The following is a 25,594-nucleotide window of genomic DNA, read 5'->3' on the forward strand; positions in this document are numbered from 1 at the left end:
TCCTCATACTTATAAAAAACATCAATATCTTCAATATGATATGTAATTGTTTTTTTGTTCTTATTAATTTTTAATTGCTTATTTTTACTACTCTTAATTATATCCTCTATACTATTTTCAGCTTTATATGAAATTTTTGACAAAGTGCTGGAATTTTGCTTATTGAGTTTTATTTTACTATTATCTATTCTATTGTTTAGTATATTATAGCTGTATACAATTATGTATTTATCGTTTCCTAAATTTTGTAATTCAAACAGACCATTATAATATTTAACGATATAATTAGTTTTTATCTCAACTTGTTCTTGACGAGTTATAAACTTCACCTCCTCATAGTCTTTTAAGAAATTTAAATCAATAAAAATTGTTTTAGGAGTTAAGTCGTCCATTTTTGAAATATCTACAGGTTTTGCAAAATTATCAAAATATTTGGAACTGTTATTAGTATTAATACTATCAATAATAGTTTTACACCAGTTTATATATTCTTCAATCTTTAGCTTACCATTCCGATAGTTTAACTTGGATGTTGATGGGGATTGGGAAAATACAACTCCATCCTGAAGAACTCTAAAAGATTTAAGTACATGTTTAGACGAATAAATTGGTCGAAAATTTTCTTGGAGTTTTTGCCCCTCAATGATTCTGCTTCTGATACCTGACATTATAGACGAGTTTGAAAGTGTAATTTTTTCAAATTCTGCTGTATCTTTAGTGAAGTATTTTGTGAATTCTTCAAAAGAAATTTCAGTACCTACTATTTTTAATACCTCTTTATTAAGAGAACAGAATTTAGAATTTATTAAGATATAATTTTTATATTTTACAACAGTGCAGTATCCATATTTAGTTTCTAATAATCTAGAGTTGGTAATAAATGAAGGTTCAGCTTGAATTTTGAAAATTCTTGAGTAGTAAGAATAGTCGGATTCAATCTTTTGATCCCTTAATTTATACTTTCCAATTCTTTTGTGGCAAGCACAATTAAAAAAATTATTCCATTCTTTTGGGGTAATTTTATCTTTAGCTTTAATAATTTTTACATTAGAAGGAAATTGTAGTTCAGGTTCAAGTTTAGGTGGCATAATGATCCTTTCTAGATGTATACTTGATATAGTTAGAAACTTTATGATTTAGTTCCATTTTATTTTATACTATCACATACAAGTAGATAAAACAATATGTTGTATCAGTGTTGTAGACTATTGGATAACTTATATAAATCTAGCTAGATTTGAAGAGATAATTGTTACTGTCAATCGTACTGATATTAAGATTGACAGTAAAAGAGCTTAGCTTAAAAGTATACTTTGATGAATAACCACACCCCAATCGTTAGATTTAATGTCTAACTTTTGAGGTGTGCTTTTTTTATTGCAATCTGTTTTATTTATCAATACAATTTCAAATCACGAGGGTCAACTGGGAAGGTTGGGTTGTATGGATTGTGGCGTAGTTTGAAGTGTTTGACATCTTCGATGGTCTGAGTTCCAGATAGTTGCATGACGGTTTTTAATTCGGCATTTAGGTGTTCAAAGACTTGGCGTACACCGACGCTACCACCAAGGGCTAATCCATAAATGACAGGTCGTCCAATGGCTACCAAGTCTGCTCCTGAAGCCAAGGCTTTAAAGACGTGTTGGCCACGGCGAATACCAGAGTCAAAAACAATCGGAACACGTTTATCAACTGCTTCAGCGACTTCTTGAAGCGAGTCAAAGGCAGCTGGTCCACCGTCGATTTGGCGGCCACCGTGGTTGGTTACCCAGATTCCAGAAGCACCTGCGGCAAGTGAACGTTCAACGTCTTCACGGCATTGAGGACCTTTGACATAGACAGGAAGTCCGGAGTATTCAGCGATAAATTCTACATCTCGTGGGGACAAGCGTTGTTTAGCTGATTTGTAAACAAAGTCCATGGACTTACCAGCACCTTCTGGTAAATATTCTTCAACGATAGGCATGCCAACTGGGAAAACAAAACCATTGCGCTTATCGACCTCACGATTGCCTCCTACAGTCGCATCCGCAGTTAAGACAATGGCTGTGTAGCCTTCTGCCTTGACACGATCCATGATATGGCGGTTAATGCCATCATCTTTACTGAAGTAAAATTGGAACCAATGAGGTGTCCCTTGGAGGGCTTGGGAAATTTCTGGAAGGTCAACAGTGGAGTAGGAGCTGGTTGTATAAAGAGAGCCAAACTCATGTACACCACGCGCAGTAGCAACTTCCCCCTGTTCATTTGCTAATTTATGGGCTGCAACAGGCGCCATGATGATTGGTGAAGACAGTTTTTCTCCAGCAAATTCAATCTCAGTGCTTGGATTTTCCACATCACAGAGTGTATGAGGAACAATGAGTTTATGATTAAAAGCTCGAATGTTCTCGCGTAAAGTGAACGTGTCCTCAGCTCCACTCGCGATGTAGCCAAAAGCAGCTTTAGGAATGACTTGCTGCGCCATGGGCTCCAGATCATAGGTGTTGATAAAATCTACAGGGCCTTCGGCATTGCTTGTTTTGTATGACATAAAATGTCCTCCTTGATAAAAGTAAACGTTTACTTTTTGATTTACAGGAACATCTTAACTCTTTTTCATGTCATTTTCAAAAATTTTGTCTGGAAGTTTCAGATTGCAATAGAGACGATAAATATTTTTTATCATTGTAATAGAAAATACATATTATCCAAACATGTCTTTTAGTGCTACAATAGCTGTATTATTCCTAGATGGGAGGTTCTCTTTTGGATTGGTCCATTGTTGAACAATATCTACCATTATATCAAAAGGCATTTTTTCTAACCCTGCATATCGCAGTTTGGGGCATTTTGGGAGCTTTTCTAGTTGGTTTACTTGTTAGTATCATCCGGCATTATCGTATCCCTGCTTTGACACAGCTAGCCACAGCTTATATTGAATTGTCGCGAAATACGCCCCTTTTGATTCAACTCTTCTTTCTCTACTTCGGGCTGCCTCGGATTGGGATTGTCCTTTCCTCAGAAGTCTGCGCAACTCTAGGCCTCATCTTTTTGGGAGGCTCTTATATGGCAGAATCCTTCCGAAGCGGGCTAGAAGCAGTTAGTCAAACCCAGCATGAGATTGGCTTAGCAATCGGTCTGACACCCGTTCAAGTTTTTCGCTACGTAGTCTTGCCGCAAGCCACAGCAGTGGCTCTGCCGTCCTTCAGTGCCAACGTAATTTTCTTGATAAAGGAAACCTCTGTCTTCTCTGCGGTTGCTCTAGCCGACCTCATGTACGTTGCCAAGGACTTGATTGGGCTTTACTATGAGACAGATATTGCACTGGCTATGTTGGTAGTGGCCTATCTTATTATGCTTCTGCCTATATCATTGCTCTTTAGTTGGATAGAAAGGAGGCTCCGCCATGCAGGATTCGGGACTACAAGTACTCTTTCAGGGAAATAATCTCCTGCGGATTTTACAGGGATTGGGAGTCACGATTGGCATTTCCATTCTCTCTGTCCTCTTGTCTATGATTTTCGGTACGATCATGGGAATCATCATGACCTCTCATTCTAGAGTCGTTCGTTTCTTGACACGTTTTTATCTAGAATTTATCCGCATCATGCCCCAGCTGGTTCTGCTCTTCATTGTTTACTTTGGTTTGGCTCGAAATTTTAATATCAACATTTCTGGAGAGACTTCTGCTGTTATCGTTTTTACCCTCTGGGGAACGGCTGAGATGGGAGATTTGGTGCGTGGAGCTATCACTTCCCTTCCTAAACATCAGTTTGAAAGCGGACAGGCGCTGGGCTTAACGACCTTCCAACTTTACTATCACATCATCATCCCGCAGGTCTTGAGAAGACTGCTTCCGCAGGCCATCAATCTCGTTACTCGGATGATTAAAACGACTTCCTTGGTTGTTTTGATTGGGGTCGTTGAAGTTACCAAGGTGGGACAGCAAATCATCGATAGCAATCGCTTGACCATTCCAACCGCATCCTTTTGGATTTATGGAACCATACTGGTTTTGTACTTCGCAGTTTGCTTCCCTATCTCTAAACTATCCACTCACTTAGAAAAACACTGGAGGAACTAAATGTCTGATACCATATTAGAAATCAAGGATCTGAAAAAATCCTTCGGAGACAATCCCATCCTCCAAGGTCTTTCCCTAGAAATCAAAAAAGGGGAAGTTGTCGTCATTCTAGGGCCATCTGGTTGTGGGAAAAGTACCCTGCTTCGCTGCCTTAATGGCTTGGAAACCATTCAGGGTGGAGATATTCTTCTGGATGGCCAGTCCATTATTGGAAACCAGAAAGACTTTCACTTGGTTCGTCAAAAGATTGGCATGGTCTTTCAAAGTTATGAACTCTTTCCCCATCTGGACGTTTTGCAGAACCTTATTTTAGGTCCTATCAAAGCACAAGGGCGAGATAAGAAAGAGGTGACGGAAGAAGCCCTGCAGTTATTGGAACGCGTCGGACTGCTCGATAAAAAACACAGTTTCGCTCGCCAATTGTCTGGTGGACAAAAGCAACGGGTTGCCATTGTTCGTGCCCTGCTCATGCATCCAGAAATTATCCTTTTTGACGAGGTGACGGCCTCACTGGATCCTGAAATGGTGCGTGAGGTCCTCGAACTCATCAATGATCTAGCTCAAGAAGGTCGCACCATGATCTTGGTGACCCACGAAATGCAGTTTGCCCAAGCCATTGCAGACCGGATCATCTTCCTCGACCAAGGGAAGATTGCTGAAGAAGGAACGGCTCATTCTTTCTTTACCAATCCACAAACCAAACGAGCACAAGAATTTTTAAACGTTTTTGACTTCAGCCAATTTGGCTCATATTTATAAAGGAGATTCTTATGAAACTACTCAAACCCCTCTTAACTCTTTTTGCACTTGCCTTTGCCCTTATCTTTGTCACAGCTTGTGGCTCAGGCGGAAATGCTACTTCCTCATCTGGCAAAACTACTGCCAAAGCTCGCACTATTGAGGAAATCAAAAAAAGTGGTGAACTTCGAATTGCTGTATTTGGAGATAAGAAACCTTTTGGTTATGTAGACAACGACGGTTCTTACCAAGGTTATGACATCGAACTGGGAAATCAGCTGGCTAAAGACCTCGGCGTCAAAGTAAAATACGTCTCTGTTGATGCTGCCAACCGTGCGGAATACTTGATTTCTAACAAGGTGGACATCACCCTTGCTAACTTTACCGTCACAGACGAACGTAAGAAACAAGTTGACTTTGCCCTTCCATACATGAAGGTTTCACTGGGTGTTGTGTCTCCTAAGAAAGGTGTCATCACAGATGTTAAACAGCTTGAAGGCAAGACCTTGATTGTAACCAAAGGAACCACCGCTGAAACATACTTTGAGAAAAATCATCCAGAAGTTAAGCTTCAAAAATACGACCAATACAGTGATGCCTACCAAGCTCTTTTGGATGGACGTGGAGATGCCTTCTCGACTGACAATACTGAAGTTCTAGCTTGGGCTCTTGAAAATAAAGGATATGAAGTAGGAATTACTTCACTTGGTGACCCAGATACCATCGCACCAGCAGTCCAAAAAGGAAACAAAGAGTTGCTTGATTTCATCAATAAAGACATTGAAAAATTGGGCAAGGAAAACTTCTTCCACAAAGCTTATGAAAAGACTCTTCATCCAACCTACGGTGATGCTGCAAAAGCAGATGACCTCGTTGTTGAAGGTGGAAAAGTAGAATAGAAGCGTTGGTCAAGTAGAAAAATCAGCCTTAAAAAATGAACCGCATTTCAACAGTTAGACAGAAAGAGTCTAGCAGTTGAGGTGCGGTTCAAATTATGTTCATTTGATTTATTTTATTTCTACAAGTAGAGCTCAGTTAGCTTGTGAGCTACACCGTCTTGGTCGTTGGTGAGTTCAAGCTGTTGGTCAGCGTAAGGCAGCAGGGTTTCGCTGGCATTTTTCATGGCATAGCCTGTTCCTGCAAATTCCAGCATTTCGGTATCATTGTGCTCGTCACCAAAAGCAATCAGGTCCTTGCGATCGACATTGAGGATATTGAGCAGGTATTGGAGGGCGAAGGCCTTGTTAACACCTTTAGGACCGCACTCAAGGATATTAAGCGGACCGCCCCAGGTATTGATGGAGAGTTCATGCTGGTAAAAGGCATTCATCTCTTCAGCTAGAGCGTATTTATCTGTGGCATGGGTTTGTAGCAAAATAGCATTTGGATTTTTGGTCACTAGCTGGGCCTGAAATTGATTTTCTGGCTTGAAATTATCAATTCCAAAGAGCTTGGGATCTGCGATTTCTTCGTTTGTATTGGTGATGTAGAATTTCTTACGGTATTCACCAGCGATGAAGTCGGCTTCGATCTCCTCTTTTCGTTGGACCATGTCTAGCAAAAAGGCTTTGTCTACGGTCAAGGATTGCTCAAATTCCCACTTTTTCTCAGGAATATGGGTCAAAGAGCCGTTGAAATTTATCATGGGAGTATTCAGCTCTAACTCTTTATAGAAATCTAGAGCCATGCGGTAAGGACGGCCAGTTGTGATGATGACCTTGTGTCCTTTAGCCGATATTTTTTTGATAGTTTCTTTGGTAAAATCAGACAGTTTACTCTCAGAGTTGAGCAAGGTTCCGTCCAAATCTACAGCAATTACTTTATTCGTCATTCTTTTTCCTCGTACAGTATCAATCAGTATAGTAAATCTATTATAACAGAATTAAGAATAAATGACACAAGTTGTGGTATAATGTTTCCTCAATAGCTAAGACGAAAGATGTCTGTTGATAGTCTATGAGCGAAGAGAGTTAAAGTAAGGGGAGGATCTTGTATGCGTAAACCAATTTTGATTCACATTTTTTTCCTACTGATTGCATTTGTCGTGTATATTCAGGGGATTACGGTTCAGGGGCCAGACCTGATCTGGAATATGATTCTGGCCTTAATTGCCTATGACGCTGCGGTCTTAACGACGATATCTAAGAAGCAGAAATGGCTTTATCCACTTTTGTTAGTGGTTTGGCTGGCCTTTTATCCTAATACTTTTTATATGTTGACGGACTTGGTGCACATGACTTGGGTGGGAGATACCCTGTGGAACCCTGTCAGCATGCGCTTATTCATGGCTTTTGTGCCGAGCATTTTATTTGGCGTTTACTGTGGGATTGAGAGCTGGAATATTTTGCGCGAGCGCTGGAAGTGGACTTGGTGGTTGGATATGCTTGTGGTTGCGGCTCTGTCTTATCTGTCGAGTCTAGCCATTTATATCGGTCGTTATGATCGCCTCAACTCCTGGGATCTGGTGACGCGGCCCCAGCTAGTTGTCCAAAAGCTACTGGAGACCTTTCAGAAGGATCGTCTGGTATTTATCCTTGGATTTACCTTTATCCAAATCATGACTTTACTCTTTTTAAGCAGAGAAAATAAAAAATAAGACACTTTAAAGTATTTTTTGGAGCAATGGACTTGAAAAAGTGAATGTTTTTGAGTATAATCATAGTATTGTTCGTAAATAACGAATAAGCAGCACTATTTTAAAAGAAATCAGGAGTTCTCTTTTAATCAGTTGCCATAAAACAATTTAGGAGATTATCTATAATGGATAAATTATTTAAACTCAAAGAGCACGGTACGGATGTTCGTACGGAAGTTCTCGCTGGGTTAACAACTTTCTTTGCTATGAGCTACATCCTCTTTGTCAATCCAGCCATGCTGTCACAAACGGGTATGCCAGCTCAAGGTGTCTTTCTGGCTACGATCATCGGTTCTGTTGCTGGAACGCTCATGATGGCCTTTTATGCCAACCTCCCTTACGCACAGGCGCCGGGTATGGGTCTCAATGCTTTCTTTACCTTCACGGTTGTCTTTAGTCTGGGCTATACTTGGCAAGAAGCTCTGGGCATGGTCTTCATCTGTGGTCTGATCTCGCTCTTTATTACCCTGACTAAGATTCGGAAGGCTATTATCGAGTCTATTCCATCAGCTTTGCGTTCAGCTATTTCAGCTGGTATTGGTGTCTTCCTAGCTTATGTAGGGATTAAAAATGCCGGACTGTTGAAGTTTTCGATCGATCCAGGCAACTATGTAGTAGCTGGTAAAGGAGCTGATCAAGCGAAGGCTGCTCTTACAGCAAACTCAGCTGCGACTCCAGGATTAGTTGATTTTAATAATCCAGCAGTTTTGCTCGCTTTACTTGGTCTAGCGATTACAGTTTTCTTTGTTATCAAGGGCATCAAAGGTGGCATTATCTTGTCTATCTTTACAACGACAGTTGTAGCGATTGCTGTTGGCTTGGTAAACCTGTCTGCGATTGACTTCGGTCAGCACAATCTGTCAACAGCTCTAAAAGAACTTGGACAAGTGTTCGGAGTTGCGGTTGGTCCAGAAGGCTTGGGAGCTCTCTTTGCTGATACGGCACGCCTGCCTCAGACATTTATGGCCATCCTAGCCTTCTCTCTGACGGATATCTTTGATACCATTGGTACCCTGATCGGAACTGGTGAAAAAGTTGGTATCGTCGCAAGCTCTGGTGAAAACCATGAGTCAGAAGGTTTGGACAAGGCTTTGTACTCAGACTTGATCGGAACGACTATCGGTGCAATCGCCGGAACGTCTAACGTTACTACTTATGTGGAGTCAGCAGCTGGTATCGGAGCTGGCGGACGGACTGGTTTGACAGCCTTGGTTGTAGCGGTCTGCTTTGCAGTATCTAGCTTCTTTAGCCCGTTGTTGGCAATCGTTCCAACAGCAGCAACTGCACCAATCTTGATTGTCGTTGGGATCATGATGCTTGGCAGTTTGAAAAATATCCAGTGGGATGATATGGCAGAAGCTGTTCCAGCTTTCTTTACCTCTATCTTCATGGGCTTCACTTACAGTATCACGAACGGGATTGCAGCAGGATTTATCATGTATGCTCTTGTGAAAGTCATCAAAGGTCAAGCTAAGGATGTGCATCCAATGATTTGGATTTTAAACTTGCTCTTCATCCTTAACTTTATCAGCCTAGCTCTTTCTTAAGAATCAGTATTAAGAAGTTGGAAATCTTCCAGCTTCTTTTTTATGCGAGAAAAATATTTGTGGATGATCTTAGTTTCTTTTTGATAGAAGTGAGTGGCTTGTTCTCAATAAAAGATTTGGAGGTCTATCTAATTTTTTTCAAACATTTTGCTTCCTCTATTAGAAAATTGAGCGCAAACGCAAATCTTCTGGTATAATAAAAGAATGTTTAGTCATAATGAAGAAGAATTAATCAAATGGGGTCAGCGTCTCGGGAGCTTGCTTCAGGAGCAAGATGTTTTAGTTTTGACAGGAGACTTGGGTGCGGGTAAGACGACTTTTACCAAGGGCTTGGCCCAAGGTCTGGGCATCAAGCAGATGATCAAAAGTCCGACCTATACCATTGTTCGCGAGTATGAAGGACGTTTGCCACTGTACCACTTAGATGTCTATCGGATTGGTGAGGATCCGGACTCGATTGACTTGGATGATTTTCTCTTTGGTGAGGGAGTTACGGTCATCGAGTGGGGAGAATTGCTAGGTGAGAGTTTACCAGATGATTATCTGAAGCTGACTCTTTTAAAGAAAGACGACGGTCGCGAGCTAGTCTTTGAAAGTCAGGGACGCCGTTCTCAGGAACTACTGGAGGAATTGCTGCATGGCTGAGTTTGAATTGGCCTTGCGGGAGGCGGAAAAGACAGATGCTACTGACTTGATTCGCTTCTTAAATCAAGTCGGAGCCGAGTCAGACTACATGACCTTGGATGAGGCTGGGATTTTGATGGATGAAGAGCAGATGGCTCAGTTCATTCAGCGTCAAGCTGAGTCGGATAATCAGCTTTATCTCTTGGCCTTGCTTGATAATGAAATCGCTGGGATTGTCAGTATCACAGCGGATTTTCATGAGCGGATTCGCCACATTGGGCAAGTCTTTATCGTTGTCAAAAAAGCTTTTTGGAATCAAGGTCTCGGTCGTATCTTGTTAGAAGAAGCTGTGGACTGGGCAGAAAATGGAAGTAGTCTTCGCCGTTTGGAACTAACTGTTCAGGTTCGAAATGAGCGAGCTGTTCATCTCTATAAAGAATTAGGATTTGAAATCGAAGGCCTGCAAAAAAGAGGGGCCTATTTAAGAGAAGGGATATTTCTAGATGTTTACCTGATGGGAAAACTGATAGATTGATGAAATATGTTTAAAAAAATTGTACGAATGTTTTTGAGCCTTTTGCTTGTCACAGCTATTGGAGTAGGAGGCTATGCTTGGACTATTTACAATCAGTCAACGGACGCTTTGTCCCATACTTACAAGGGTTTTGGGAATGAGACGAACGTTATTGCGGAAACCAAACCCTTGACGGTTTTACTGATGGGGGTAGATACAGGAAGCGGCTCGCGGTCTGATACCTGGAAGGGAAATAGCGACTCCATGCTCCTCCTATCTGTCAATCCTCAGACTAAAAAGACGGTCATGATGAGTTTGGAGCGGGATATTCTGACTCAAATCGATGAAAATGGCGAAACGACAGAAGCCAAACTCAATGCTGCCTATGCTTATGGCGGCGCAGAATTGGCTATTGCTACCATTGAGAAATTGATGAATATCCATATTGACCGCTATGTGATGATCAATATGCAAGGACTGGTTCAGCTAGTCGATGCAGTTGGCGGTATTGAAGTCAACAATACTTTTGATTTCCCAATTTCCATTGAAGAAAATGAACCGGAATATACTGCAACTGTCGAGCCAGGCAAGCATTTGATCAACGGAGACCAGGCTCTGGTTTATGCTCGCATGCGTTACCAGGATCCAGAGGGGGATTACGGTCGTCAGAAACGTCAGCGTGAGGTGATCCGAAAGGTCGTTGAGAAGGTGCTCAGTCTTAATAGTATCAGTCATTATCAAGCTATTTTGCGAGCAGTCAGCAAGAATATGCAGACCAATGTAGCACTGGATGCGGGAAGTATCCCTCAGTTATTGGGCTACAAAGACGCCTTTAGAAGCATTCAGTCTGAACAGTTGCGCGGGGAAGATGCTACCTTGGCTGATGGCGGTAGCTATCAGCTGGTTACGTCTGATCATTTGCTAGAAATGCAAAATTTGATTCGGAAAACGTTGGGCTTGTCTTCAGTTAAGACTCTGAAAACCAATGCCGTACTGTATGAAGATTTGATGGGAGGCAGGAGCTTGCGTGCTTCTAGTTCAGAGAGTTCAAGTTCAGTCCAGAATGATCGAACTATTTATAGCCAACCTAGTGAGAGCACTTATGGTAGTAGCTATAGCAGTTATAGTAGTTATAGTAGTTATAGCAACTATAGTTCCTATACTCCTGAGCCGAGCGCTAGCAGTGAACCGCCAGCAAGTTCTGCGCCTGCATCTACTCCAGCTCCGACACCGTCAGCATCATCTGCCGATCACCCCACAACATCAGCATCTTCAGAATAAATAAATCGAGGCTGGGACAAAAGTCCTAGCCTCTTAATTGTTTTTGGATTTTCGAGCAAGACGCAGTGGTTGAGTGGGCTCTACTAGGCTGATTTCATCAGTTTTTACAGCCCTACTCAACTGTGCGGAGGTGGGACGACGAAATCGAATTCTAACGAATTACCGGTTTCTGTCCCACTCTCGTTTTTTAATGTTTTTGAATTTTATTTTGTTAGTAATTTCCAGAAGAAATCAATAATATAGGTCAGTCCGTAAGTGTAGATGATGAGGGTGATGGGTTTGCAGAGCACGATAATCAGCATGTACTTTTTGAAGGTCATCTTGGTCAGGGCGGCCAGCATACAGAGGAAATCAGCGGGGCTGATAGGCCAAATCATCATAAAGATAAAGAAACGCTCAAAGCGATTGCCCTCATCCAGCCAGCCCACATACTTGTCATAGGTCCGCTTGCTGACGACGGACTGGACAAAGGCTGGTCCGTAGGTGCGAGCTAGATAGAAGATGATGGCACAGCCGATGACGATGCCGACATAGTTGTAGATGGTGCCAACGATATGCCCGTAGATAAAGATGCCTGCTACAGAGGTCAAGGCACCAGGGATAATGGGTACGACAGTCTGCAAGATTTGTAGGAAGATAAACAGAGGTGGTCCCCAGACGCCTGCTTGTTTGATAAAGGCAGACAAGGTTTCCTTGGACTGGAGGATTCCTGCATAGTAGGCCCAGATACAAAAGGCCACTGTCCCCACAGCCCCGATGATGGACGACCAGTTGATGATCTTTTGCAAAAAGGGAGAAACAGCTTTCATTTCTCGATCCTTGCTTGCCATAGGCACCTCCAAGAGAATTATTCTTATATCTACTATAGCATCTTTTGCCATTTTTGTAAGCTTTGAAGCTGTAGGTGCTAAAAAGTATAAAAGATGATATAATGGTATGACTGGTTAGCAATAATCTATGAGCATTCAAAAATCAGGGAGAGCGATTGTGCTTGCACTAAAAATTCTAAGAGTTAGGAGAGTTATAGTGGAAGAATTTCTAAACTTATATCATCAAAAACTGTGGGAGATTGCATATGAGAATCTCATAAGAACATTTTTTCACCCTCATACAATTATTTTCTTTGTATTATTTTTAATTATTTCTTCCTTAATTTGTAACGTATATTTCGAAAAAAAATGTACTTTACTATTTATAGTTAGTTATTTCTCCTTGTTCCTTTTGGGAGGAGTCGCAGAGTTTGTGAATAGCTATGGCAAAATTATGAGTCCAGATTCAAGTTATAACCAATCCTTTTGGTTATTTCCAGTAGAAATGAGCTTACAGATTGAAGATGAGCAACCCTTATCTAGTGTTGATGGAGAACTTAAGAAAGAAGATGTTATACTGTTTGCAGAAGCTAATCCTCAATATCACGATGGTCTTTTTAGTGCTACAGCGTATTTTTTTTCAGGTGGTCATATAGAGGGGAAATCATTTTTAGTTGCTTTAGTAGGTTACGAAGAGAAAGATAGTGAATGGGAATCTGTTGACATTCGCATTGCACCAGGTATTAAGGAGAAGGATTTTCAGAAATTTTCTAAGGTTCTTCACATAAAAAAAGATGAAGCAGAGGGTGCTACCGGTATTATTTCTAAACTTCAAAAACTTTATGAAAAAAAGTTAGAGAGTGAAAAAAATAGATAGTGGTCTTATGAGCATGAATTTTGCCCATTTTAAAATGAAGCTTCCCGCTTGGGGAGCTGTTTTCATTTGTTTGGGAAATAGGAAGTGGGAATCTCCCAATGGCTCTTGGAAGAAATGGGGTTATAGGTGCCAAAAAGCCTATTTTATGCTATAATAGTGCGAATACGATTTTTGGAGAGAGATGTGGCGATTGAAGATTACATGCCGGACTTTGCGGTTGAGGCGGTTTACGATTTGACAGTAGAGAGTTTGAAAAGACAGGGCATCAAGGCGGTTTTGGTGGATTTGGATAACACCTTGATCGCTTGGAATAATCCTGACGGGACCCCAGAGATGAAGAAGTGGCTCCATGATTTGCGGGACGCGGGTATTCGGATTATCGTGGTGTCCAATAATAACCAAAAACGGGTCAAGCGAGCTGTTGAAAAGTTTGACATTGACTATGTCTACTGGGCCATGAAACCCTTCACTTGGGGAATTGACCGAGCGCTTAAGCTTTTTCATTTTGAAAAAAAGGAAGTGGTCATGGTGGGCGACCAGCTCATGACGGATATTCGGGCAGCGCATCGGGCTGGGATTCGTTCGATTTTGGTCAAACCGCTGGTCGAGCACGACTCTATCAAGACCCAGATCAATCGAGCGCGTGAACGCCGTGTGCTCAAGAAAATCACTGAAAAATACGGCCCAATTCAATATAAAAAAGGAATTTAAGAAAGAATGGAAGAACTTCTCTGTATCGGCTGCGGAGCCACTATTCAGACAGAAGATAAGAGCCAGTTAGGCTACACGCCCCAGTCAGCTCTAGAAAAAGGCTTGGAGACAGGCGAACTCTATTGCCAGCGCTGTTTCCGCCTGCGCCATTATAATGAAATCAGCGACGTCCAGCTGACGGATGATGACTTTCTGCGGCTTCTGCATGAGGTTGGAGATAGCGACGCTTTGGTCGTCAATGTTGTCGATATTTTTGACTTTAATGGCTCGGTCATCCCTGGCCTGCCTCGCTTTGTAGCAGGAAATGATGTTCTCTTGGTCGGGAATAAAAAGGACGTTCTGCCTAAGTCGGTCAAGGATGGTAAGGTGACTCAATGGCTGACGGAGCGGGCTCACGAAGAAGGCCTGCGTCCAGTTGATGTCATTCTGACCTCTGCTCAAAACAAGCAGGCCATTAAGGACTTGATTGACAAAATTGAGCATTGCCGCAAGGGACGTGATGTGTATGTGGTTGGTGTGACCAATGTCGGAAAGTCTACTTTGATTAACGCCATTATTCAGGAAATCACGGGCGATAAGGATATTATCACGACTTCGCGCTTCCCGGGTACAACTCTGGACAAAATCGAGATTCCTTTGGCAGATGGCAGTCATATCTATGATACACCGGGTATCATCCATCGTCACCAGATGGCTCACTATCTTTCTGCTAAGAATCTCAAATACGTCAGTCCTAAAAAGGAAATCAAGCCAAAAACCTATCAGCTCAATCCTGAGCAAACCCTCTTCTTGGGTGGTTTAGGTCGCTTTGACTTTGTGGCAGGTGACAAGCAGGGATTCACGGCTTATTTTGACAATGAGCTTAAGCTCCACCGGACCAAGTTGGAAGGTGCTAGCGATTTTTATGACAAGCATGTCGGCGGTCTCTTAGTGCCGCCAGTTGGCAAGGAAAAGGAAGAATTTCCAACCTTGGTCAAGCATGAATTTAGCATCAAGGACAAGACGGATATCGTCTTCTCTGGTCTGGGTTGGATTCGTGTCAGTGGTCCTGCTCGCGTAGCTGGCTGGGCGCCAGAGGGTGTGGCGGTTGTCACTCGGAAAGCTATTATATAATACTCAAAAAACCAAGGGGAATAAATTCCCTTAAAATAAGGAAGGAAAAGGCTATGAATAGTAGGGAGTAAAGCGAATCCTAGCTGTATCAAGCCTTATAGAAGAACATGACACTAACATCAAAACAACGGGCCTTTCTCAACAGTCAGGCACATAGTCTCAAACCAATCATTCAGATTGGGAAAAATGGACTCAATGACCAAATCAAAACCAGCGTCCGTCAGGCACTGGATGCGCGAGAGTTGATTAAGGTTACGCTCTTGCAAAATACGGATGAAAATATCCACGAGGTTGCTGAGATTTTGGAAGAGGAAATAGGAGTGGATACGGTGCAGAAGATTGGCCGAATCTTGATTCTCTACAAGCAGTCCAGCAAAAAGGAAAATCGCAAACTCTCTGTCAAAGTCAAGCAAATTTAAGAACAAATTTCTGTGGAGATGTCAGCCTATGGCTATTGAATTACTGACCCCCTTTACCAAGGTGGAATTAGAACCAGAAGTTAAAGATAAAAAACGCAAGCAGATTGGCATATTAGGCGGGAATTTCAATCCTGTCCACCATGCTCATTTGATCGTGGCGGATCAGGTCCGGCAACAGTTAGGCTTGGATCAGGTTCTGCTTATGCCAGAGTACGAGCCGCCCCATGTGGACAAGAAAGAAACTATTGATGAGCAGCATCGGCTGAAAATGTTGGAGCTAGCTATTGAGGGTATTGAAGGCCTAGGAATTGAAACCATTGAGCTGGAGCGCAAGGGAATTTCTTATACCTACAACACCATGAAGCTGCTGACGGAGCAGCATCCAGATACGGACTATTACTTTATCATCGGTGCAGATATGGTGGACTATCTTCCCAAGTGGTACCGGATTGATGAGCTGGTTGAGCTAGTTCAGTTTGTCGGTGTTCAGCGGCCGCGCTACAAGGCGGGGACTTCTTACCCTGTCATCTGGGTAGATGTACCCCTTATGGATATTTCCTCCAGCATGGTGCGGGATTTTCTGGCTCAGGGACGGACTCCTAATTTCCTGCTGCCTCAGCCAGTCTTAGACTATATTGAGAAAGAAGGGCTTTATCTATGACCTATGAAAGCTATATCAGTATAAGCCGTGAGGCCTTGCTGGCTAAGATGGAAACAGTCATGCCTGAGAAACGCCTGCGGCATTGTCTAGGTGTGGAAAAGGCTTCCCGTGAATTGGCGGAGCGCTTCGGTCTTGACGTCGAAAAAGCAGGTCTGGCAGGTCTCCTACACGACTATGCTAAGAAGGTCTCGGACGAGGATTTTCTATCTTTGATTGACAAATACCGGCTGGATCCGGACTTGAAAAACTGGGGCAATAATGTCTGGCATGGCATGGTGGGTATTTACAAGATTCAGGAAGATTTAGGCATCGAAGATGCTGAGATACTGCGGGCCATTGAAATCCATACAGTGGGGAGTAGCACCATGTCTGAGCTGGACAAGGTCGTCTATGTCGCCGACTACATTGAGCACAACCGAGACTTTCCGGGAGTGGAAAAGGCCAGAGAGCTGGCTCAGCGATCACTCAATCAAGCTGTGGCCTATGAAACAGCAAGGACGGTGGAGCATCTAGCCCATAAGGGGATGCCCATCTATCCGCAGACCTTGGAGACCTACAATGCCTTTGTAGAATATCTGAAGGAAATAGAAGAAATTAAAGAGGAACTATGAAAGAACAAGAATTATTGGAACTGGTCGTGAAGGCGGCCGATGAAAAACGTGCAGAAGATATTGTGGCTTTGGACTTGCAAGGTCTGACTACTGTGACAGATTACTTTGTTATCGTCAGCTCGATGAATAGTCGTCAGCTGGATGCAGTCGCTGAAAATATCCGTGAGAAAGCTGCTGCGGCTGGTGTTTCTGCTGGCCATGTTGAGGGTGACGCAGCTGGCGGCTGGGTGCTTTTAGACTTGGGTGGCATCGTTGTCCATGTCTTTTCTGAGGAAATGCGGGCGCATTACAATCTGGAAAAACTCTGGCACGAAGCAACTGGTGTAGATGTTGCGGCCTTATTGGAAGAAAAAAACAAGTGATTTTTTGCCCTTAGGCAAGAAAGCAGAATTCGGCTCAGTCAGCCTGCTGGCTGGGCTATTTTTGAAAGGAAAAGTATGGCAACTTATGAAACCTTCGCGTCGGTTTACGATGCGATTATGGATGATTCTTTGTATGAGAAATGGACGGATTTCAGCCTGCGGCATTTTCCCAAGGATAAGAAAAAGCTGCTGGAGCTGGCCTGTGGTACGGGCATCCAGTCCATTTATTTTAAGCAGGCCGGTTTTGATGTGACGGGGTTGGACCTGAGTCAGGAAATGCTGGATTTGGCAGAGAAGCGTAGCAGAGAGGCAGGTTTGGACATTCCCTTTATCCAGGGCAATATGCTGGATTTGAGTGGCATCGGTCAATTTGATTTGGTGACTTGCTATTCGGACTCGATTTGCTATATGGAGGACGAAGTCGATGTTGGCCAGGTCTTCGCAGAAGTTTACCAGCATCTAAATGAGGGCGGCCGCTTTATCTTTGACGTGCACTCGATTTACCAGATTGACGAGGTTTTTCCGGGCTATTCTTATCATGAAAATGCTGAAACCTTTGCCATGGTCTGGGATTCTTATGCGGACGAACCGCCTCATTCCATCGTGCATGAGTTGACCTTCTTTGTTCAAGACGAGGATGGTCGCTTCACGCGCCATGACGAGGTGCATGAGGAGCGGACTTATGAGATTCTGACCTATGATATCTTGCTGGAGCAGGCTGGCTTTAAGAATGTCAAGGTGTACGCGGACTTTGAGGACAAGGAACCTACCGATAGGAGCGCTCGCTGGTTCTTTGTGGCGGAGAAATGAGATGACAGTCACCGGTATTATCGCAGAGTTCAATCCTTTTCATAATGGGCACAAATATCTGCTGGAGCAGGCTTCTGGTCTAAAAATTATCGCTATGAGTGGCAATTTTGTTCAGCGGGGGGAGCCAGCTATCGTGGACAAGTGGACTCGGGCACAGATGGCTTTGGAAGCTGGGGCGGATTTGGTCCTTGAGCTGCCTTTCTTGGTTAGCGTTCAGGCGGCAGACTTTTTCGCTAAGGGGGCAGTGGACATCTTAGAGAGGCTAGGAGTCGAACAGCTGACTTTTGGGACTGAGGAAGTGCTGGACTACGAGAGTATTTCTAAGGTCTATGGTCAAAAGGCAGAGCAGATGGAGGCTTATCTGGCTGGCTTGCCTGATTCCCTATCTTATCCTCAGAAGACTCAGGCCATGTGGCAGGAGTTTGCAGGGCTCAATTTCTCAGGCTCTACGCCCAACCATATTTTGGGCTTGGCTTATGCCAGGGCCGTGGCGGGAAAAACTATAAAGCTGCGTCCGATTCAACGTCAGGGTGCCGGTTATCATTCCTTATCAGCTAATGAGGAATTTGCCTCAGCCACAGCCCTTCGTCAGAATCTGGATCAGCCAGACTTTCTCAAAAAATTCACTCCAGCCCATCACTTGCTTGAAACGGCGCCCAAGGTGACCTGGTCGGACCTCTTTCCCTATCTCCGTTACCAGATAGTGACCTGTCCGGATTTGACGGACTTTTATCAGGTCAATCAGGAGTTGGCTGTTCGGATTAGAGTGGCCTTGAAAAGCAGTGAAAGCATAGAGGAGCTAGTTGTGCAAGTGGCGACCAAGCGCTACACCAAGGCTCGGGTCCGGCGTCTGCTGACCTATATCCTAGTCGGAGCTAGACAAGAAGAGCTTCCATCAGGAATCCATATCTTAGGATTTTCTGAGCAGGGACGTCAGCATTTGTCCAAGCTAAAGGGAAAAGTTGAATTGGTCAGCCGAATTGGAAAAGAGCCATGGGATAGTATGACCCAGCAAGCTGACAAGGTTTATCAGCTGGGCAATCCTGCACTGACGGAGCAGAATTTTGGACGCTTTCCACTACAAAATACCCTCTGATAGTATAGATAGATTTGAGAAATTTACTTGTAAATAGAGAGTGGGACAGAAATCGGTAATTCGTTAGAATTCGATTTCGTCGTCCCACCTCCGCACAGTTGAGTAGGGCTGTAAAGGCTGATGAAATCAGCCTAGTAGAGCCCACTCAACCCCTGCGTCTTGCTCGACAATCCAAAGACAATTGAGAGAGTTTGGGACAAAAAGATTTCAATTTTTAAAAATCTTAATTATTAAGCCCTTCAAATCTATAATAAAATGCGAAAAGCGAACAAAGCAGAATTCTGATTACCAGAAAACTAGTTTTGTTCGCTTTCTATATTTGAGGTCGGACTTTTGTCCCAGCCTCTTCTTATTCACTAAATCGTAGAAAATAACCATCTGGATCCAAAATCGCAAATTCATGAGGATAAATAAAGCTATCTCCCACGCGAAATTCTCTTTTCGTTAGGGGACGATGGATGGGATAGTCAGCCTCCAGCAGTTTTTGGTAGAGCTGGGGGACATTCTCGATGCCAAAGGAAATATTGACACCGCGCCCGAAAGGATAGGTCAGTTGGGCTAATTCTTCTGCGCTGCCTTCTTCTAGCATAAGCTGGCAGTCTTCAAGCGAGAGGAAGAGAAATTTCTCCTCGGGACGCTCGTATTCGACAGAGAATCCCAGCAAGTCGCAGTAGAAGTGGCGCGACTTTTCGATGTTGGATACCACAAATTCGGGAATGACAGCCTGATAGTCCATTCGTTTTCTCCTTAGAGTTCAATCTCCATGACAATGGGTGTGTGGTCTTGGCGCGCACCGGAGTCAATCATAGCAGACTTGGTTACCTTGTCAGCCACGCGATTGCTGGTCAGCCAGTAGTCGATTCTCCAGCCTGTGTTGTTGATTTTAGAAGTCTTGCTGCGTTGCGCCCACCATGTGTATTGGTTAGGGATATCGCCGTGCAAGTGGCGGAAGGTATCGGTAAAGCCTTTATCCAGCAGGTTGGTGAAGCCGGCACGCTCTTCATCAGTAAAGCCTGGTGAACGGCGGTTGCTGGCAGGATTTGCAAGGTCGATTTCCTTGTGGGCTACATTGTAGTCGCCAGCTGCGAGGACCGGTTTTTGTTCATCCAGTGATGCCAAGTATTCGGCGTATTTGACATCCCAGGCCTGACGCTCTTCCAAGCGTTTAAGACCATCGCCAGCATTGGGCGTGTAGACCTGAGTGACGAAGAAGTCATCAAACTCCAGTGTAATGATGCGACCTTCTACATCCATGGTTGAAGGAGCGCCGATTTCTGGGAAGGTCACGATGGGTGTCAGCTCTTTTTTGTAAAGGAACATGGTCCCTGCATAGCCTTTGCGGGCAGGCTCTTGGGAGGAGCGCCAAGTGTTTTCATAGCCTGGGAAGAGCTCTTCTAAAATCTCAAGGTGTTTTTTAGTCGGGCCTTTAGCAGATAGCTTTGTTTCCTGAATAGCGATGATATCCGCATTTTCTGCTTGCAAGGTCCGAAGGACAGCCTGAGAGAGCTGAGCACGGGCAGAATCACTGGTCAGGGCAGCGTTGAGAGAGTCAATGTTCCAAGAGATGAGTTTCATAAAATGTCCTTTTCTAGTAGAAATTTCCTGAGTTTATTATACCAAAAGATAGAGTTGATTTATAGCAAAGTGATTGTGAGAGGCTTGAAAAGCATGAAAGCTTTTCGACAATAGTTGGTGTATAAAATTTTAAATACTCGATTATCACAGATGGTGTTGCCCAAATTGATGTCTTGGAAGTTATTGACAAGACTGACGAATGTTTTCTTATTATAGTGGTCTTTTGTTTGGCATACCGGCCTTGCGGGGGTATTTGTTGGGAGTTTCTTTCTTCTTTTCAACCACTGTGATAAAGCGGGGATCGCCGTTTGGTAGGGCATAACTGAGGTTGTCTTGGACCTTGCTAAAGAGCAGGTTCAAGGCATTTTTTGATTCTTCCAGTTCTTCAGGAGCATTAGAAGCCTTGAGTGCCAGCAGCTTGCCCCCCACTTTTAGGTAAGGGATAGTCAGTTCAGATAGGACTTGCATCCGAGCGACTGCACGGGCAGTGACGAGGTCAAATTGTGCCCGAAAGGCCTTGTCCTGAGCAAAGTCTTCTGCGCGGCCGTGGTAGAAGTGCACCTTGTCCAGCCCGAGCTCTTCAGCCAGTAGTTTGAGGAAATTAATGCGTTTGTTAAGGGAGTCAATGATAGTCACATCCAGCTGGGGACAGATGATTTTCATAGGGAGGCTGGGAAAGCCTGCACCTGCTCCGATGTCCAGAAGCTTAAGCTCTTGATTGTCAATCAGGCCTTGCAAAACGGGGGCAATTGAATCATAGAAATGCTTGAGATAGACCTCATTTTTCTCAGTGATAGCTGTCAGATTGATTTTTTCGTTCCAGTCGACCAAGAGTTCAAAATAACGCTCAAACTGGTCTTTCTGGCGATCAGTCAGCTCAATTCCCTGCTGGCTCAATAGCTGGTAAAATTCTTGCGGTGTCATAGTTTCATCCTTGTTTGTCAGTATTCACTCTATTATATCATAAAACGGGGCAAGGTGCTTCTGACGATTGGCTTCTTGGGTACCCAAGGATTAGATACTGACTTGCCCTGATTTCTAGAAAAGTGAAGAAGCTTTTTCTAGATTTCTGACTATTTTAGCGTTTGGATATTATTTAAGATAAACCTATTTTACTAGATGACATGTCAAGAAAGACAGGTTGAGCTTTTTTTGTTATAATAGGTGCAATCAAATCATAAGGAGTATCTTTATTATGTCCATGTTTTTAATTATTATTGCCGTTGTGGCAGTTGTAGCTATTTTCGTGATTTCTGTTTACAATGGTCTTGTTAAGAGCCGTATGCAAACTCAAGAAGCTTGGAGTCAGATTGATGTCCAGCTCAAGCGCCGAAATGACCTGATTCCTAACCTGTTAGAGACGGTTAAAGGTTATGGAAAATATGAGAAATCAACCTTGGAAAATGTTACTCGATTGCGTAACCAAGTAGCTGCTGCCTCATCACCTGCCCAAGCTATGGAGGCTAGTGATGCCCTGACTCGTTCAATTTCTGGTATCTTTGCGGTTGCTGAAAATTACCCAGACCTTAAGGCAAATACAAACTACTTGAAACTTCAGGAAGAGTTGACAAATACAGAAAATAAGATTGCTTATTCTCGTCAGCTTTACAATTCAGTAACCAGCAACTACAATGTCAAAATGGAAACTTTCCCAAGCAATGTGATTGCAGGTATGTTTGGCTTTAAAGCAGCAGACTTCTTGGAGACACCAGAGGAAGAAAAGGCTGTTCCTAAAGTGGATTTTAGCGATTTGGGGTAGGTGGCCACTATGTTGTTTGACCAAATTGCCAGCAATAAAAGGCGTACTTGGGTTCTCCTCGTCGCCTTCTTTGCTCTTTTAGCTTTGATTGGGGCGGCTGTCGGCTATCTTTGGCTCGATTCTCCCTTTGGCGGGATGGCCATCGCCTTTATCATCGGTGGTATTTATGCTGTCAGTATGATTTTTCAGTCCACCGAGATTGTCATGTCGATGAACGGTGCGAGGGAAGTTTCTGAGCAGGAAGCGCCTGAACTTTATCACGTTGTGCAGGATATGGCCATGGTGGCTCAGATTCCTATGCCTCGGGTCTTCATCGTAGAAGATGCCTCGCCCAATGCCTTTGCGACTGGCTCAAAGCCTGAGAATGCGGCTGTGGCTGCTACAACTGGATTGCTTGCCCTCATGAATCGTGAAGAGCTTGAAGGTGTAATGGGGCATGAAGTCAGTCACATTCGCAATTATGATATTCGCATTTCGACGATTGCAGTGGCGCTTACAAGTGCTGTCACGATGCTGTCTAGCATGGCTGGGCGCATGATGTGGTTTGGCGGTGGTGGCCGTCGAAGAAACGATCGGGACAATGACAATGGCTTAGGAATTGTTTTGATGATTGTCTCTCTGCTAGCTCTTCTTTTGGCGCCGCTTGCTGCAACATTGGTACAGTTGGCCATCTCTCGTCAACGTGAGTATCTGGCAGACGCTTCAAGTGTTGAGCTGACCCGCAATCCTAAGGGCATGATCAATGCCCTGCTGAAGTTAGACAATAGCCAGCCCATGGAGCACCATGTAGATGACGCTAGTGCAGCCCTCTATATCAATGATCCTAAGAAGAAGGGTGGCTTGCAAAAGCTCTTTTACACTCACCCACCAATTTCTGATCGGATAGAAAGATTGAAAAATATGTAATAAGGAAGCCTAGGCTTCCTTATTTTTTGTATGAAATTTCGACGATTTTTACTCTAGTTGTTTTTGAGGCTGAGCAGAAAGCAGACACCGCTAAGTAGAGAGAAGACCAACCAAGCGCTTCCCATATTCCAAAGGCCGAGACTAGTGAAAAGCATGCTTCCTAGCGGAATGGAAAAGGTAAAGAGCATGGTAAGAAAGTTGGAGGTTTGGGCTAATACTTCTGGAGGAAGTTTACTCAGCAGCATGCTGTTGATTTTAGGATTGATTTTTCCAGAAATGTACATGAGAAATGTAAGAAAGAAAATTCCTAAGAGAGCAGGAGCTTGGAGTAAATTGCTGATGCCTAAGAGGAGGAGAGCTAGCGAGCACCAAACGACGAGTTGCATCAGGGAGAGCTTAGAAAAATAATCATTTGAGAAGGCACTGGCAGAGATAATCCCAACCACTGTGCAGGACTCGATAATGAGCAGAGACTGGCTCAGGTTTAGTCCCCAAAATGGGTGATCCAATAAATAGAGATTGTAGAGTCCCATGATAGAGCCAGCCAGTGCGTTTAAGAGGAGGACTTGAAGCAGCACTAGCAGGAAGTTTCCGATTTTTTCTTGTTCAAAAATCATTTGGACATTCTGGTAAAGGTCTTTCATTTGAGTCTTGAAAGGAAGTTTTTGCTCTGCAACAGCAGGAACATCATGGGTGAGTTTTTGGCGAATCAGATAGAGAGTGCTTGAGGAGAGTAGGAAGCAGAGGGCGTTGATGAGGGCGACCATAGCGAAATTCTGCTGGCTGATACTAAGTAACCAGACACCCAAGGCTTGCCCAGCAAAATTTCCCAAAAAAGTGAGAAGTTGAGTGAAAGAGTAAGCTTCCATCAAATCTTTCTCTTCTATATTTTTCTGTAAGATGGGCATCTGTAAGCCACTGCGATAGTCGCTGATAATGTCAGAAAAGATATTGAGAAAGCAGACGGTAGCAAAGGCTAGGTAGGAGGCAGACTTAGTCAGGAGGGCGACTAGGGTGAAGAGGAAGGCCTGCAGGTAACCTAGATGAATAAGCCAACGAGCCTTTTGAAGGGTTTTGTCAGCTTTCATCCCGACAAAGACTGTGAAAAAGGTAGGAACAAGAATGATAAAATTGGCAATACCGACCGCAAACTTAGGTTGGGGCATGCTAGAAGCAAATACGATAAAAACGATATTATAGATAGAAGAGCCTAGGATATTAAAGATCCGTGACAGGCTGATAAAGGCAAATAGTCTATTTTTTAAAGCAAGTTTCATAATAAATCTCCTTTTGGGACGAATCAATTTCGGAATGTGAAAGAATTCCAACTCGCAATGCATTGGTAGTTATGATTATAGCAAAATGTGGCATGCCCGCAAGGCCTTTTCGCTGACTGGTAGAAGCTCGTAGGCCAAGTGGTAAATATCTGAAAGTGACTTGCAAAAGCTATAAGGTAGCCTATCAAAAGGTGATATATTCTTTTAGATTTTTTTTTATACATGAATGTGATATAATAGATAGGATATGACAAAAGAATTTCATCACATTACTGTACTTCTTCACGAAACGATTGACCAGCTTGATGTTCAGCCAGATGGTATCTATGTTGATGCGACCTTGGGCGGAGCTGGGCATAGCGAGTATCTTTTGAGTAAGCTGGGAGACAAGGGACATTTGTATGCCTTTGATCAGGATCAAACTGCGATTGATAATGCCAAAAAACGTCTGGCTCCCTATATTGAGCGGGGCATGGTGACCTTTATCAAGGATAATTTCCGCAATCTCAAGACTCGTTTGAATGAAGTAGGGGTCGAGAAGATTGATGGAATTTGTTACGACTTGGGGGTATCTAGTCCGCAGCTGGATGAGCGGGAGCGTGGTTTTTCTTATAAACAGGACGCTCCGTTGGATATGCGGATGAATCAAGAAGCTAGCTTGACAGCTTACCAAGTTGTGAATCAATATCCTTATAACGACCTAGTCCGTATTTTTTTCAAATATGGTGAAGATAAGTTTTCCAAGCAGATTGCCCGTAAGATCGAGCAGGCGAGAGAAATCAAGCCCATCGAAACGACGACAGAGCTGGCGGAGATTATCAAATCGGCCAAACCTGCTAAGGAACTGAAGAAAAAAGGTCATCCAGCTAAGCAGATTTTTCAGGCTATTCGGATTGAAGTCAATGACGAGTTGGGAGCGGCTGATGAATCCATTCAACAGGCCATTGACTTGCTGGCTGTAGGTGGTCGTATTTCAGTGATTACTTTTCATTCGCTGGAGGATCGTCTGACCAAGCAACTGTTTAAAGAGGCCTCAACCGTAGATGTTCCCAAGGGACTGCCTTTCATTCCAGATGATTTGCAGCCCAAGCTGGAGTTAGTTTCACGCAAACCCATTTTACCAAGCAAAGAAGAATTAGAAGCCAATAATCGCGCCCATTCTGCGAAGTTGCGCGTGGCTAGGAAGGTGCATGAGTAAGTTTC

Annotated in this window: 29 protein-coding genes; 21 read left to right on the top strand and 8 right to left on the bottom strand. The window is 43.5% G+C overall.

The genetic code is table 11. The features are described from left to right. Both D8793_RS10470 and lctO read right to left on the bottom strand, forming a co-directional pair. The coding region (locus D8793_RS10470; protein ID WP_142999382.1) for a hypothetical protein at positions 1–1,088 on the bottom strand (1,088 nt) is incomplete at its 3' end. A gap of 308 nt (positions 1,089–1,396) precedes the next feature. Next, positions 1,397–2,533, bottom strand: a complete 1,137-nt coding sequence (gene lctO, locus D8793_RS10475; protein WP_061911041.1) for an L-lactate oxidase — start codon at positions 2,531–2,533, stop codon at positions 1,397–1,399. Between the two features lie 215 nt (positions 2,534–2,748). On the opposite strand from lctO, the gene D8793_RS10480 reads away from it, so the two are divergent. Genes D8793_RS10480 through D8793_RS10495 form a run of 4 tightly spaced genes read left to right on the top strand, consistent with a single transcriptional unit; the run spans position 2,749 to position 5,703 of the window. Then, positions 2,749–3,429, top strand: coding sequence for an amino acid ABC transporter permease (locus D8793_RS10480; protein WP_125372018.1), 681 nt, complete (start codon positions 2,749–2,751; stop codon positions 3,427–3,429). Beyond that, positions 3,389–4,066 carry an amino acid ABC transporter permease gene (locus D8793_RS10485; RefSeq protein WP_125372020.1) on the top strand — a complete coding sequence of 226 codons (678 nt, stop codon included), beginning with the start codon at positions 3,389–3,391 and terminating at the stop codon, positions 4,064–4,066. The genes D8793_RS10480 and D8793_RS10485 overlap by 41 nt, the downstream gene beginning before the upstream one ends. Then, positions 4,067–4,825: an amino acid ABC transporter ATP-binding protein gene (locus D8793_RS10490; RefSeq protein WP_125372022.1), complete on the top strand. Its 759-nt coding sequence runs from the start codon at positions 4,067–4,069 to the stop codon at positions 4,823–4,825. It begins immediately after the preceding gene. Positions 4,826–4,836: 11 nt separating this feature from the next. Beyond that, complete coding sequence (locus tag D8793_RS10495; RefSeq protein ID WP_125372023.1) at positions 4,837–5,703, top strand: cysteine ABC transporter substrate-binding protein; 867 nt, start codon at positions 4,837–4,839, stop codon at positions 5,701–5,703. Positions 5,704–5,822: 119 nt separating this feature from the next. Here the strand turns inward: D8793_RS10495 and D8793_RS10500 are convergent, their stop codons facing one another. Continuing rightward, positions 5,823–6,635 (bottom strand): Cof-type HAD-IIB family hydrolase, encoded by an 813-nt coding sequence (locus tag D8793_RS10500; protein ID WP_125372025.1) that lies wholly within the window; start codon positions 6,633–6,635, stop codon positions 5,823–5,825. Between the two features lie 162 nt (positions 6,636–6,797). On the opposite strand from D8793_RS10500, the gene D8793_RS10505 reads away from it, so the two are divergent. The 5 genes from D8793_RS10505 to lytR all read left to right on the top strand — a co-directional run bounded on the left by D8793_RS10505 (position 6,798) and on the right by lytR (position 11,405). Then, a complete protein-coding gene (locus tag D8793_RS10505; protein ID WP_125372027.1) occupies positions 6,798–7,400 on the top strand; it encodes a DUF1361 domain-containing protein in 603 nt (200 codons plus the stop codon). Positions 7,401–7,564: 164 nt separating this feature from the next. Continuing rightward, positions 7,565–8,986: an NCS2 family permease gene (locus tag D8793_RS10510; RefSeq protein ID WP_125372029.1), complete on the top strand. Its 1,422-nt coding sequence runs from the start codon at positions 7,565–7,567 to the stop codon at positions 8,984–8,986. Positions 8,987–9,190: 204 nt separating this feature from the next. After that, a complete protein-coding gene (gene tsaE / locus D8793_RS10520; protein WP_125372032.1) occupies positions 9,191–9,631 on the top strand; it encodes a tRNA (adenosine(37)-N6)-threonylcarbamoyltransferase complex ATPase subunit type 1 TsaE in 441 nt (146 codons plus the stop codon). Continuing rightward, positions 9,624–10,145, top strand: coding sequence for a GNAT family N-acetyltransferase (locus D8793_RS10525; protein WP_125372035.1), 522 nt, complete (start codon positions 9,624–9,626; stop codon positions 10,143–10,145). Before tsaE ends, D8793_RS10525 begins: the two co-directional genes overlap by 8 nt. Before the next feature lie 6 nt (positions 10,146–10,151). Beyond that, positions 10,152–11,405, top strand: a complete 1,254-nt coding sequence (gene lytR / locus D8793_RS10530) for a glycopolymer--peptidoglycan transferase LytR (protein WP_125372037.1) — start codon at positions 10,152–10,154, stop codon at positions 11,403–11,405. Positions 11,406–11,608: 203 nt separating this feature from the next. Here the strand turns inward: lytR and D8793_RS10540 are convergent, their stop codons facing one another. After that, on the bottom strand, positions 11,609–12,235 hold the full coding sequence (locus D8793_RS10540) for a TVP38/TMEM64 family protein (RefSeq protein WP_005592323.1): 627 nt from the start codon (positions 12,233–12,235) through the stop codon (positions 11,609–11,611). A 196-nt stretch (positions 12,236–12,431) separates the two neighbouring features. On the opposite strand from D8793_RS10540, the gene D8793_RS12270 reads away from it, so the two are divergent. The 9 genes from D8793_RS12270 (at position 12,432) to D8793_RS10585 (ending at position 18,874) form a co-directional block, all read left to right on the top strand. After that, on the top strand, positions 12,432–13,091 hold the full coding sequence (locus tag D8793_RS12270) for a hypothetical protein (protein ID WP_260471132.1): 660 nt from the start codon (positions 12,432–12,434) through the stop codon (positions 13,089–13,091). Between the two features lie 183 nt (positions 13,092–13,274). After that, entirely contained in the window at positions 13,275–13,802 is a 528-nt protein-coding gene (locus D8793_RS10550) for a YqeG family HAD IIIA-type phosphatase (protein ID WP_172858948.1), read from the top strand. A gap of 6 nt (positions 13,803–13,808) precedes the next feature. Next, positions 13,809–14,915, top strand: coding sequence for a ribosome biogenesis GTPase YqeH (gene yqeH, locus D8793_RS10555; RefSeq protein ID WP_125372039.1), 1,107 nt, complete (start codon positions 13,809–13,811; stop codon positions 14,913–14,915). Between the two features lie 107 nt (positions 14,916–15,022). Then, a complete protein-coding gene (gene yhbY, locus D8793_RS10560) occupies positions 15,023–15,334 on the top strand; it encodes a ribosome assembly RNA-binding protein YhbY (protein ID WP_002896287.1) in 312 nt (103 codons plus the stop codon). A 28-nt stretch (positions 15,335–15,362) separates the two neighbouring features. Next, a complete protein-coding gene (locus tag D8793_RS10565) occupies positions 15,363–15,995 on the top strand; it encodes a nicotinate-nucleotide adenylyltransferase (protein WP_125372041.1) in 633 nt (210 codons plus the stop codon). Then, positions 15,992–16,606 (top strand): bis(5'-nucleosyl)-tetraphosphatase (symmetrical) YqeK, encoded by a 615-nt coding sequence (gene yqeK / locus D8793_RS10570; protein ID WP_125372043.1) that lies wholly within the window; start codon positions 15,992–15,994, stop codon positions 16,604–16,606. The genes D8793_RS10565 and yqeK overlap by 4 nt, the downstream gene beginning before the upstream one ends. Further along, the gene (gene rsfS, locus D8793_RS10575; protein ID WP_002915774.1) at positions 16,603–16,968 is read left to right on the top strand and encodes a ribosome silencing factor; all 366 of its coding nucleotides are present in this window, start codon (positions 16,603–16,605) and stop codon (positions 16,966–16,968) included. The genes yqeK and rsfS overlap by 4 nt, the downstream gene beginning before the upstream one ends. 75 nt (positions 16,969–17,043) lie before the next feature. Further along, positions 17,044–17,778, top strand: a complete 735-nt coding sequence (locus D8793_RS10580; RefSeq protein ID WP_125372046.1) for a class I SAM-dependent DNA methyltransferase — start codon at positions 17,044–17,046, stop codon at positions 17,776–17,778. A gap of 1 nt (position 17,779) precedes the next feature. Then, positions 17,780–18,874 carry a nucleotidyltransferase gene (locus D8793_RS10585; protein ID WP_125372048.1) on the top strand — a complete coding sequence of 365 codons (1,095 nt, stop codon included), beginning with the start codon at positions 17,780–17,782 and terminating at the stop codon, positions 18,872–18,874. 349 nt (positions 18,875–19,223) lie between these two features. Here D8793_RS10585 and D8793_RS10595 read toward each other — a convergent pair whose 3' ends face one another. From D8793_RS10595 to rsmG, 3 genes are all read right to left on the bottom strand, one after another. Beyond that, the gene (locus D8793_RS10595; protein ID WP_125372050.1) at positions 19,224–19,610 is read right to left on the bottom strand and encodes a bleomycin resistance protein; all 387 of its coding nucleotides are present in this window, start codon (positions 19,608–19,610) and stop codon (positions 19,224–19,226) included. 11 nt (positions 19,611–19,621) lie between these two features. Then, the gene (locus tag D8793_RS10600; RefSeq protein WP_125372052.1) at positions 19,622–20,449 is read right to left on the bottom strand and encodes an exodeoxyribonuclease III; all 828 of its coding nucleotides are present in this window, start codon (positions 20,447–20,449) and stop codon (positions 19,622–19,624) included. Positions 20,450–20,659: 210 nt separating this feature from the next. Next, positions 20,660–21,373, bottom strand: a complete 714-nt coding sequence (gene rsmG, locus D8793_RS10605; protein ID WP_125372054.1) for a 16S rRNA (guanine(527)-N(7))-methyltransferase RsmG — start codon at positions 21,371–21,373, stop codon at positions 20,660–20,662. A gap of 277 nt (positions 21,374–21,650) precedes the next feature. On the opposite strand from rsmG, the gene D8793_RS10610 reads away from it, so the two are divergent. Together D8793_RS10610 and htpX are read left to right on the top strand one after the other, a co-directional pair. Beyond that, positions 21,651–22,208 carry a LemA family protein gene (locus D8793_RS10610; RefSeq protein WP_125372106.1) on the top strand — a complete coding sequence of 186 codons (558 nt, stop codon included), beginning with the start codon at positions 21,651–21,653 and terminating at the stop codon, positions 22,206–22,208. A gap of 9 nt (positions 22,209–22,217) precedes the next feature. Next, the gene (gene htpX / locus D8793_RS10615; RefSeq protein WP_125372056.1) at positions 22,218–23,114 is read left to right on the top strand and encodes a zinc metalloprotease HtpX; all 897 of its coding nucleotides are present in this window, start codon (positions 22,218–22,220) and stop codon (positions 23,112–23,114) included. Positions 23,115–23,167: 53 nt separating this feature from the next. Here the strand turns inward: htpX and D8793_RS10620 are convergent, their stop codons facing one another. Continuing rightward, positions 23,168–24,391 (bottom strand): MFS transporter, encoded by a 1,224-nt coding sequence (locus tag D8793_RS10620; protein ID WP_125372058.1) that lies wholly within the window; start codon positions 24,389–24,391, stop codon positions 23,168–23,170. Between the two features lie 247 nt (positions 24,392–24,638). Between D8793_RS10620 and rsmH the strand changes: the two genes are divergently transcribed. After that, positions 24,639–25,589 carry a 16S rRNA (cytosine(1402)-N(4))-methyltransferase RsmH gene (gene rsmH / locus D8793_RS10625; RefSeq protein WP_125372060.1) on the top strand — a complete coding sequence of 317 codons (951 nt, stop codon included), beginning with the start codon at positions 24,639–24,641 and terminating at the stop codon, positions 25,587–25,589. Positions 25,590–25,594: the final 5 nt, after the last annotated feature.

The organism is Streptococcus cristatus, assembly GCF_003943465.1.
Lineage (GTDB): Bacteria > Bacillota > Bacilli > Lactobacillales > Streptococcaceae > Streptococcus > Streptococcus cristatus_C.

Coding starts and splice junctions, on each gene's coding strand:
- lctO (WP_061911041.1), bottom strand. CDS start 2,533: ATGTCATACAAAACAAGCAATGCCGAAGGCCCTGTAGATTTTATCAAC.
- D8793_RS10485 (WP_125372020.1), top strand. CDS start 3,389: ATGCAGGATTCGGGACTACAAGTACTCTTTCAGGGAAATAATCTCCTG.
- D8793_RS10490 (WP_125372022.1), top strand. CDS start 4,067: ATGTCTGATACCATATTAGAAATCAAGGATCTGAAAAAATCCTTCGGA.
- D8793_RS10495 (WP_125372023.1), top strand. CDS start 4,837: ATGAAACTACTCAAACCCCTCTTAACTCTTTTTGCACTTGCCTTTGCC.
- D8793_RS10500 (WP_125372025.1), bottom strand. CDS start 6,635: ATGACGAATAAAGTAATTGCTGTAGATTTGGACGGAACCTTGCTCAAC.
- D8793_RS10505 (WP_125372027.1), top strand. CDS start 6,798: ATGCGTAAACCAATTTTGATTCACATTTTTTTCCTACTGATTGCATTT.
- D8793_RS10510 (WP_125372029.1), top strand. CDS start 7,565: ATGGATAAATTATTTAAACTCAAAGAGCACGGTACGGATGTTCGTACG.
- tsaE (WP_125372032.1), top strand. CDS start 9,191: ATGTTTAGTCATAATGAAGAAGAATTAATCAAATGGGGTCAGCGTCTC.
- D8793_RS10525 (WP_125372035.1), top strand. CDS start 9,624: ATGGCTGAGTTTGAATTGGCCTTGCGGGAGGCGGAAAAGACAGATGCT.
- lytR (WP_125372037.1), top strand. CDS start 10,152: ATGTTTAAAAAAATTGTACGAATGTTTTTGAGCCTTTTGCTTGTCACA.
- D8793_RS10540 (WP_005592323.1), bottom strand. CDS start 12,235: ATGGCAAGCAAGGATCGAGAAATGAAAGCTGTTTCTCCCTTTTTGCAA.
- yqeH (WP_125372039.1), top strand. CDS start 13,809: ATGGAAGAACTTCTCTGTATCGGCTGCGGAGCCACTATTCAGACAGAA.
- yhbY (WP_002896287.1), top strand. CDS start 15,023: ATGACACTAACATCAAAACAACGGGCCTTTCTCAACAGTCAGGCACAT.
- D8793_RS10565 (WP_125372041.1), top strand. CDS start 15,363: ATGGCTATTGAATTACTGACCCCCTTTACCAAGGTGGAATTAGAACCA.
- yqeK (WP_125372043.1), top strand. CDS start 15,992: ATGACCTATGAAAGCTATATCAGTATAAGCCGTGAGGCCTTGCTGGCT.
- rsfS (WP_002915774.1), top strand. CDS start 16,603: ATGAAAGAACAAGAATTATTGGAACTGGTCGTGAAGGCGGCCGATGAA.
- D8793_RS10580 (WP_125372046.1), top strand. CDS start 17,044: ATGGCAACTTATGAAACCTTCGCGTCGGTTTACGATGCGATTATGGAT.
- D8793_RS10585 (WP_125372048.1), top strand. CDS start 17,780: ATGACAGTCACCGGTATTATCGCAGAGTTCAATCCTTTTCATAATGGG.
- D8793_RS10595 (WP_125372050.1), bottom strand. CDS start 19,610: ATGGACTATCAGGCTGTCATTCCCGAATTTGTGGTATCCAACATCGAA.
- D8793_RS10600 (WP_125372052.1), bottom strand. CDS start 20,449: ATGAAACTCATCTCTTGGAACATTGACTCTCTCAACGCTGCCCTGACC.
- rsmG (WP_125372054.1), bottom strand. CDS start 21,373: ATGACACCGCAAGAATTTTACCAGCTATTGAGCCAGCAGGGAATTGAG.
- D8793_RS10610 (WP_125372106.1), top strand. CDS start 21,651: ATGTTTTTAATTATTATTGCCGTTGTGGCAGTTGTAGCTATTTTCGTG.
- htpX (WP_125372056.1), top strand. CDS start 22,218: ATGTTGTTTGACCAAATTGCCAGCAATAAAAGGCGTACTTGGGTTCTC.
- D8793_RS10620 (WP_125372058.1), bottom strand. CDS start 24,391: ATGAAACTTGCTTTAAAAAATAGACTATTTGCCTTTATCAGCCTGTCA.
- rsmH (WP_125372060.1), top strand. CDS start 24,639: ATGACAAAAGAATTTCATCACATTACTGTACTTCTTCACGAAACGATT.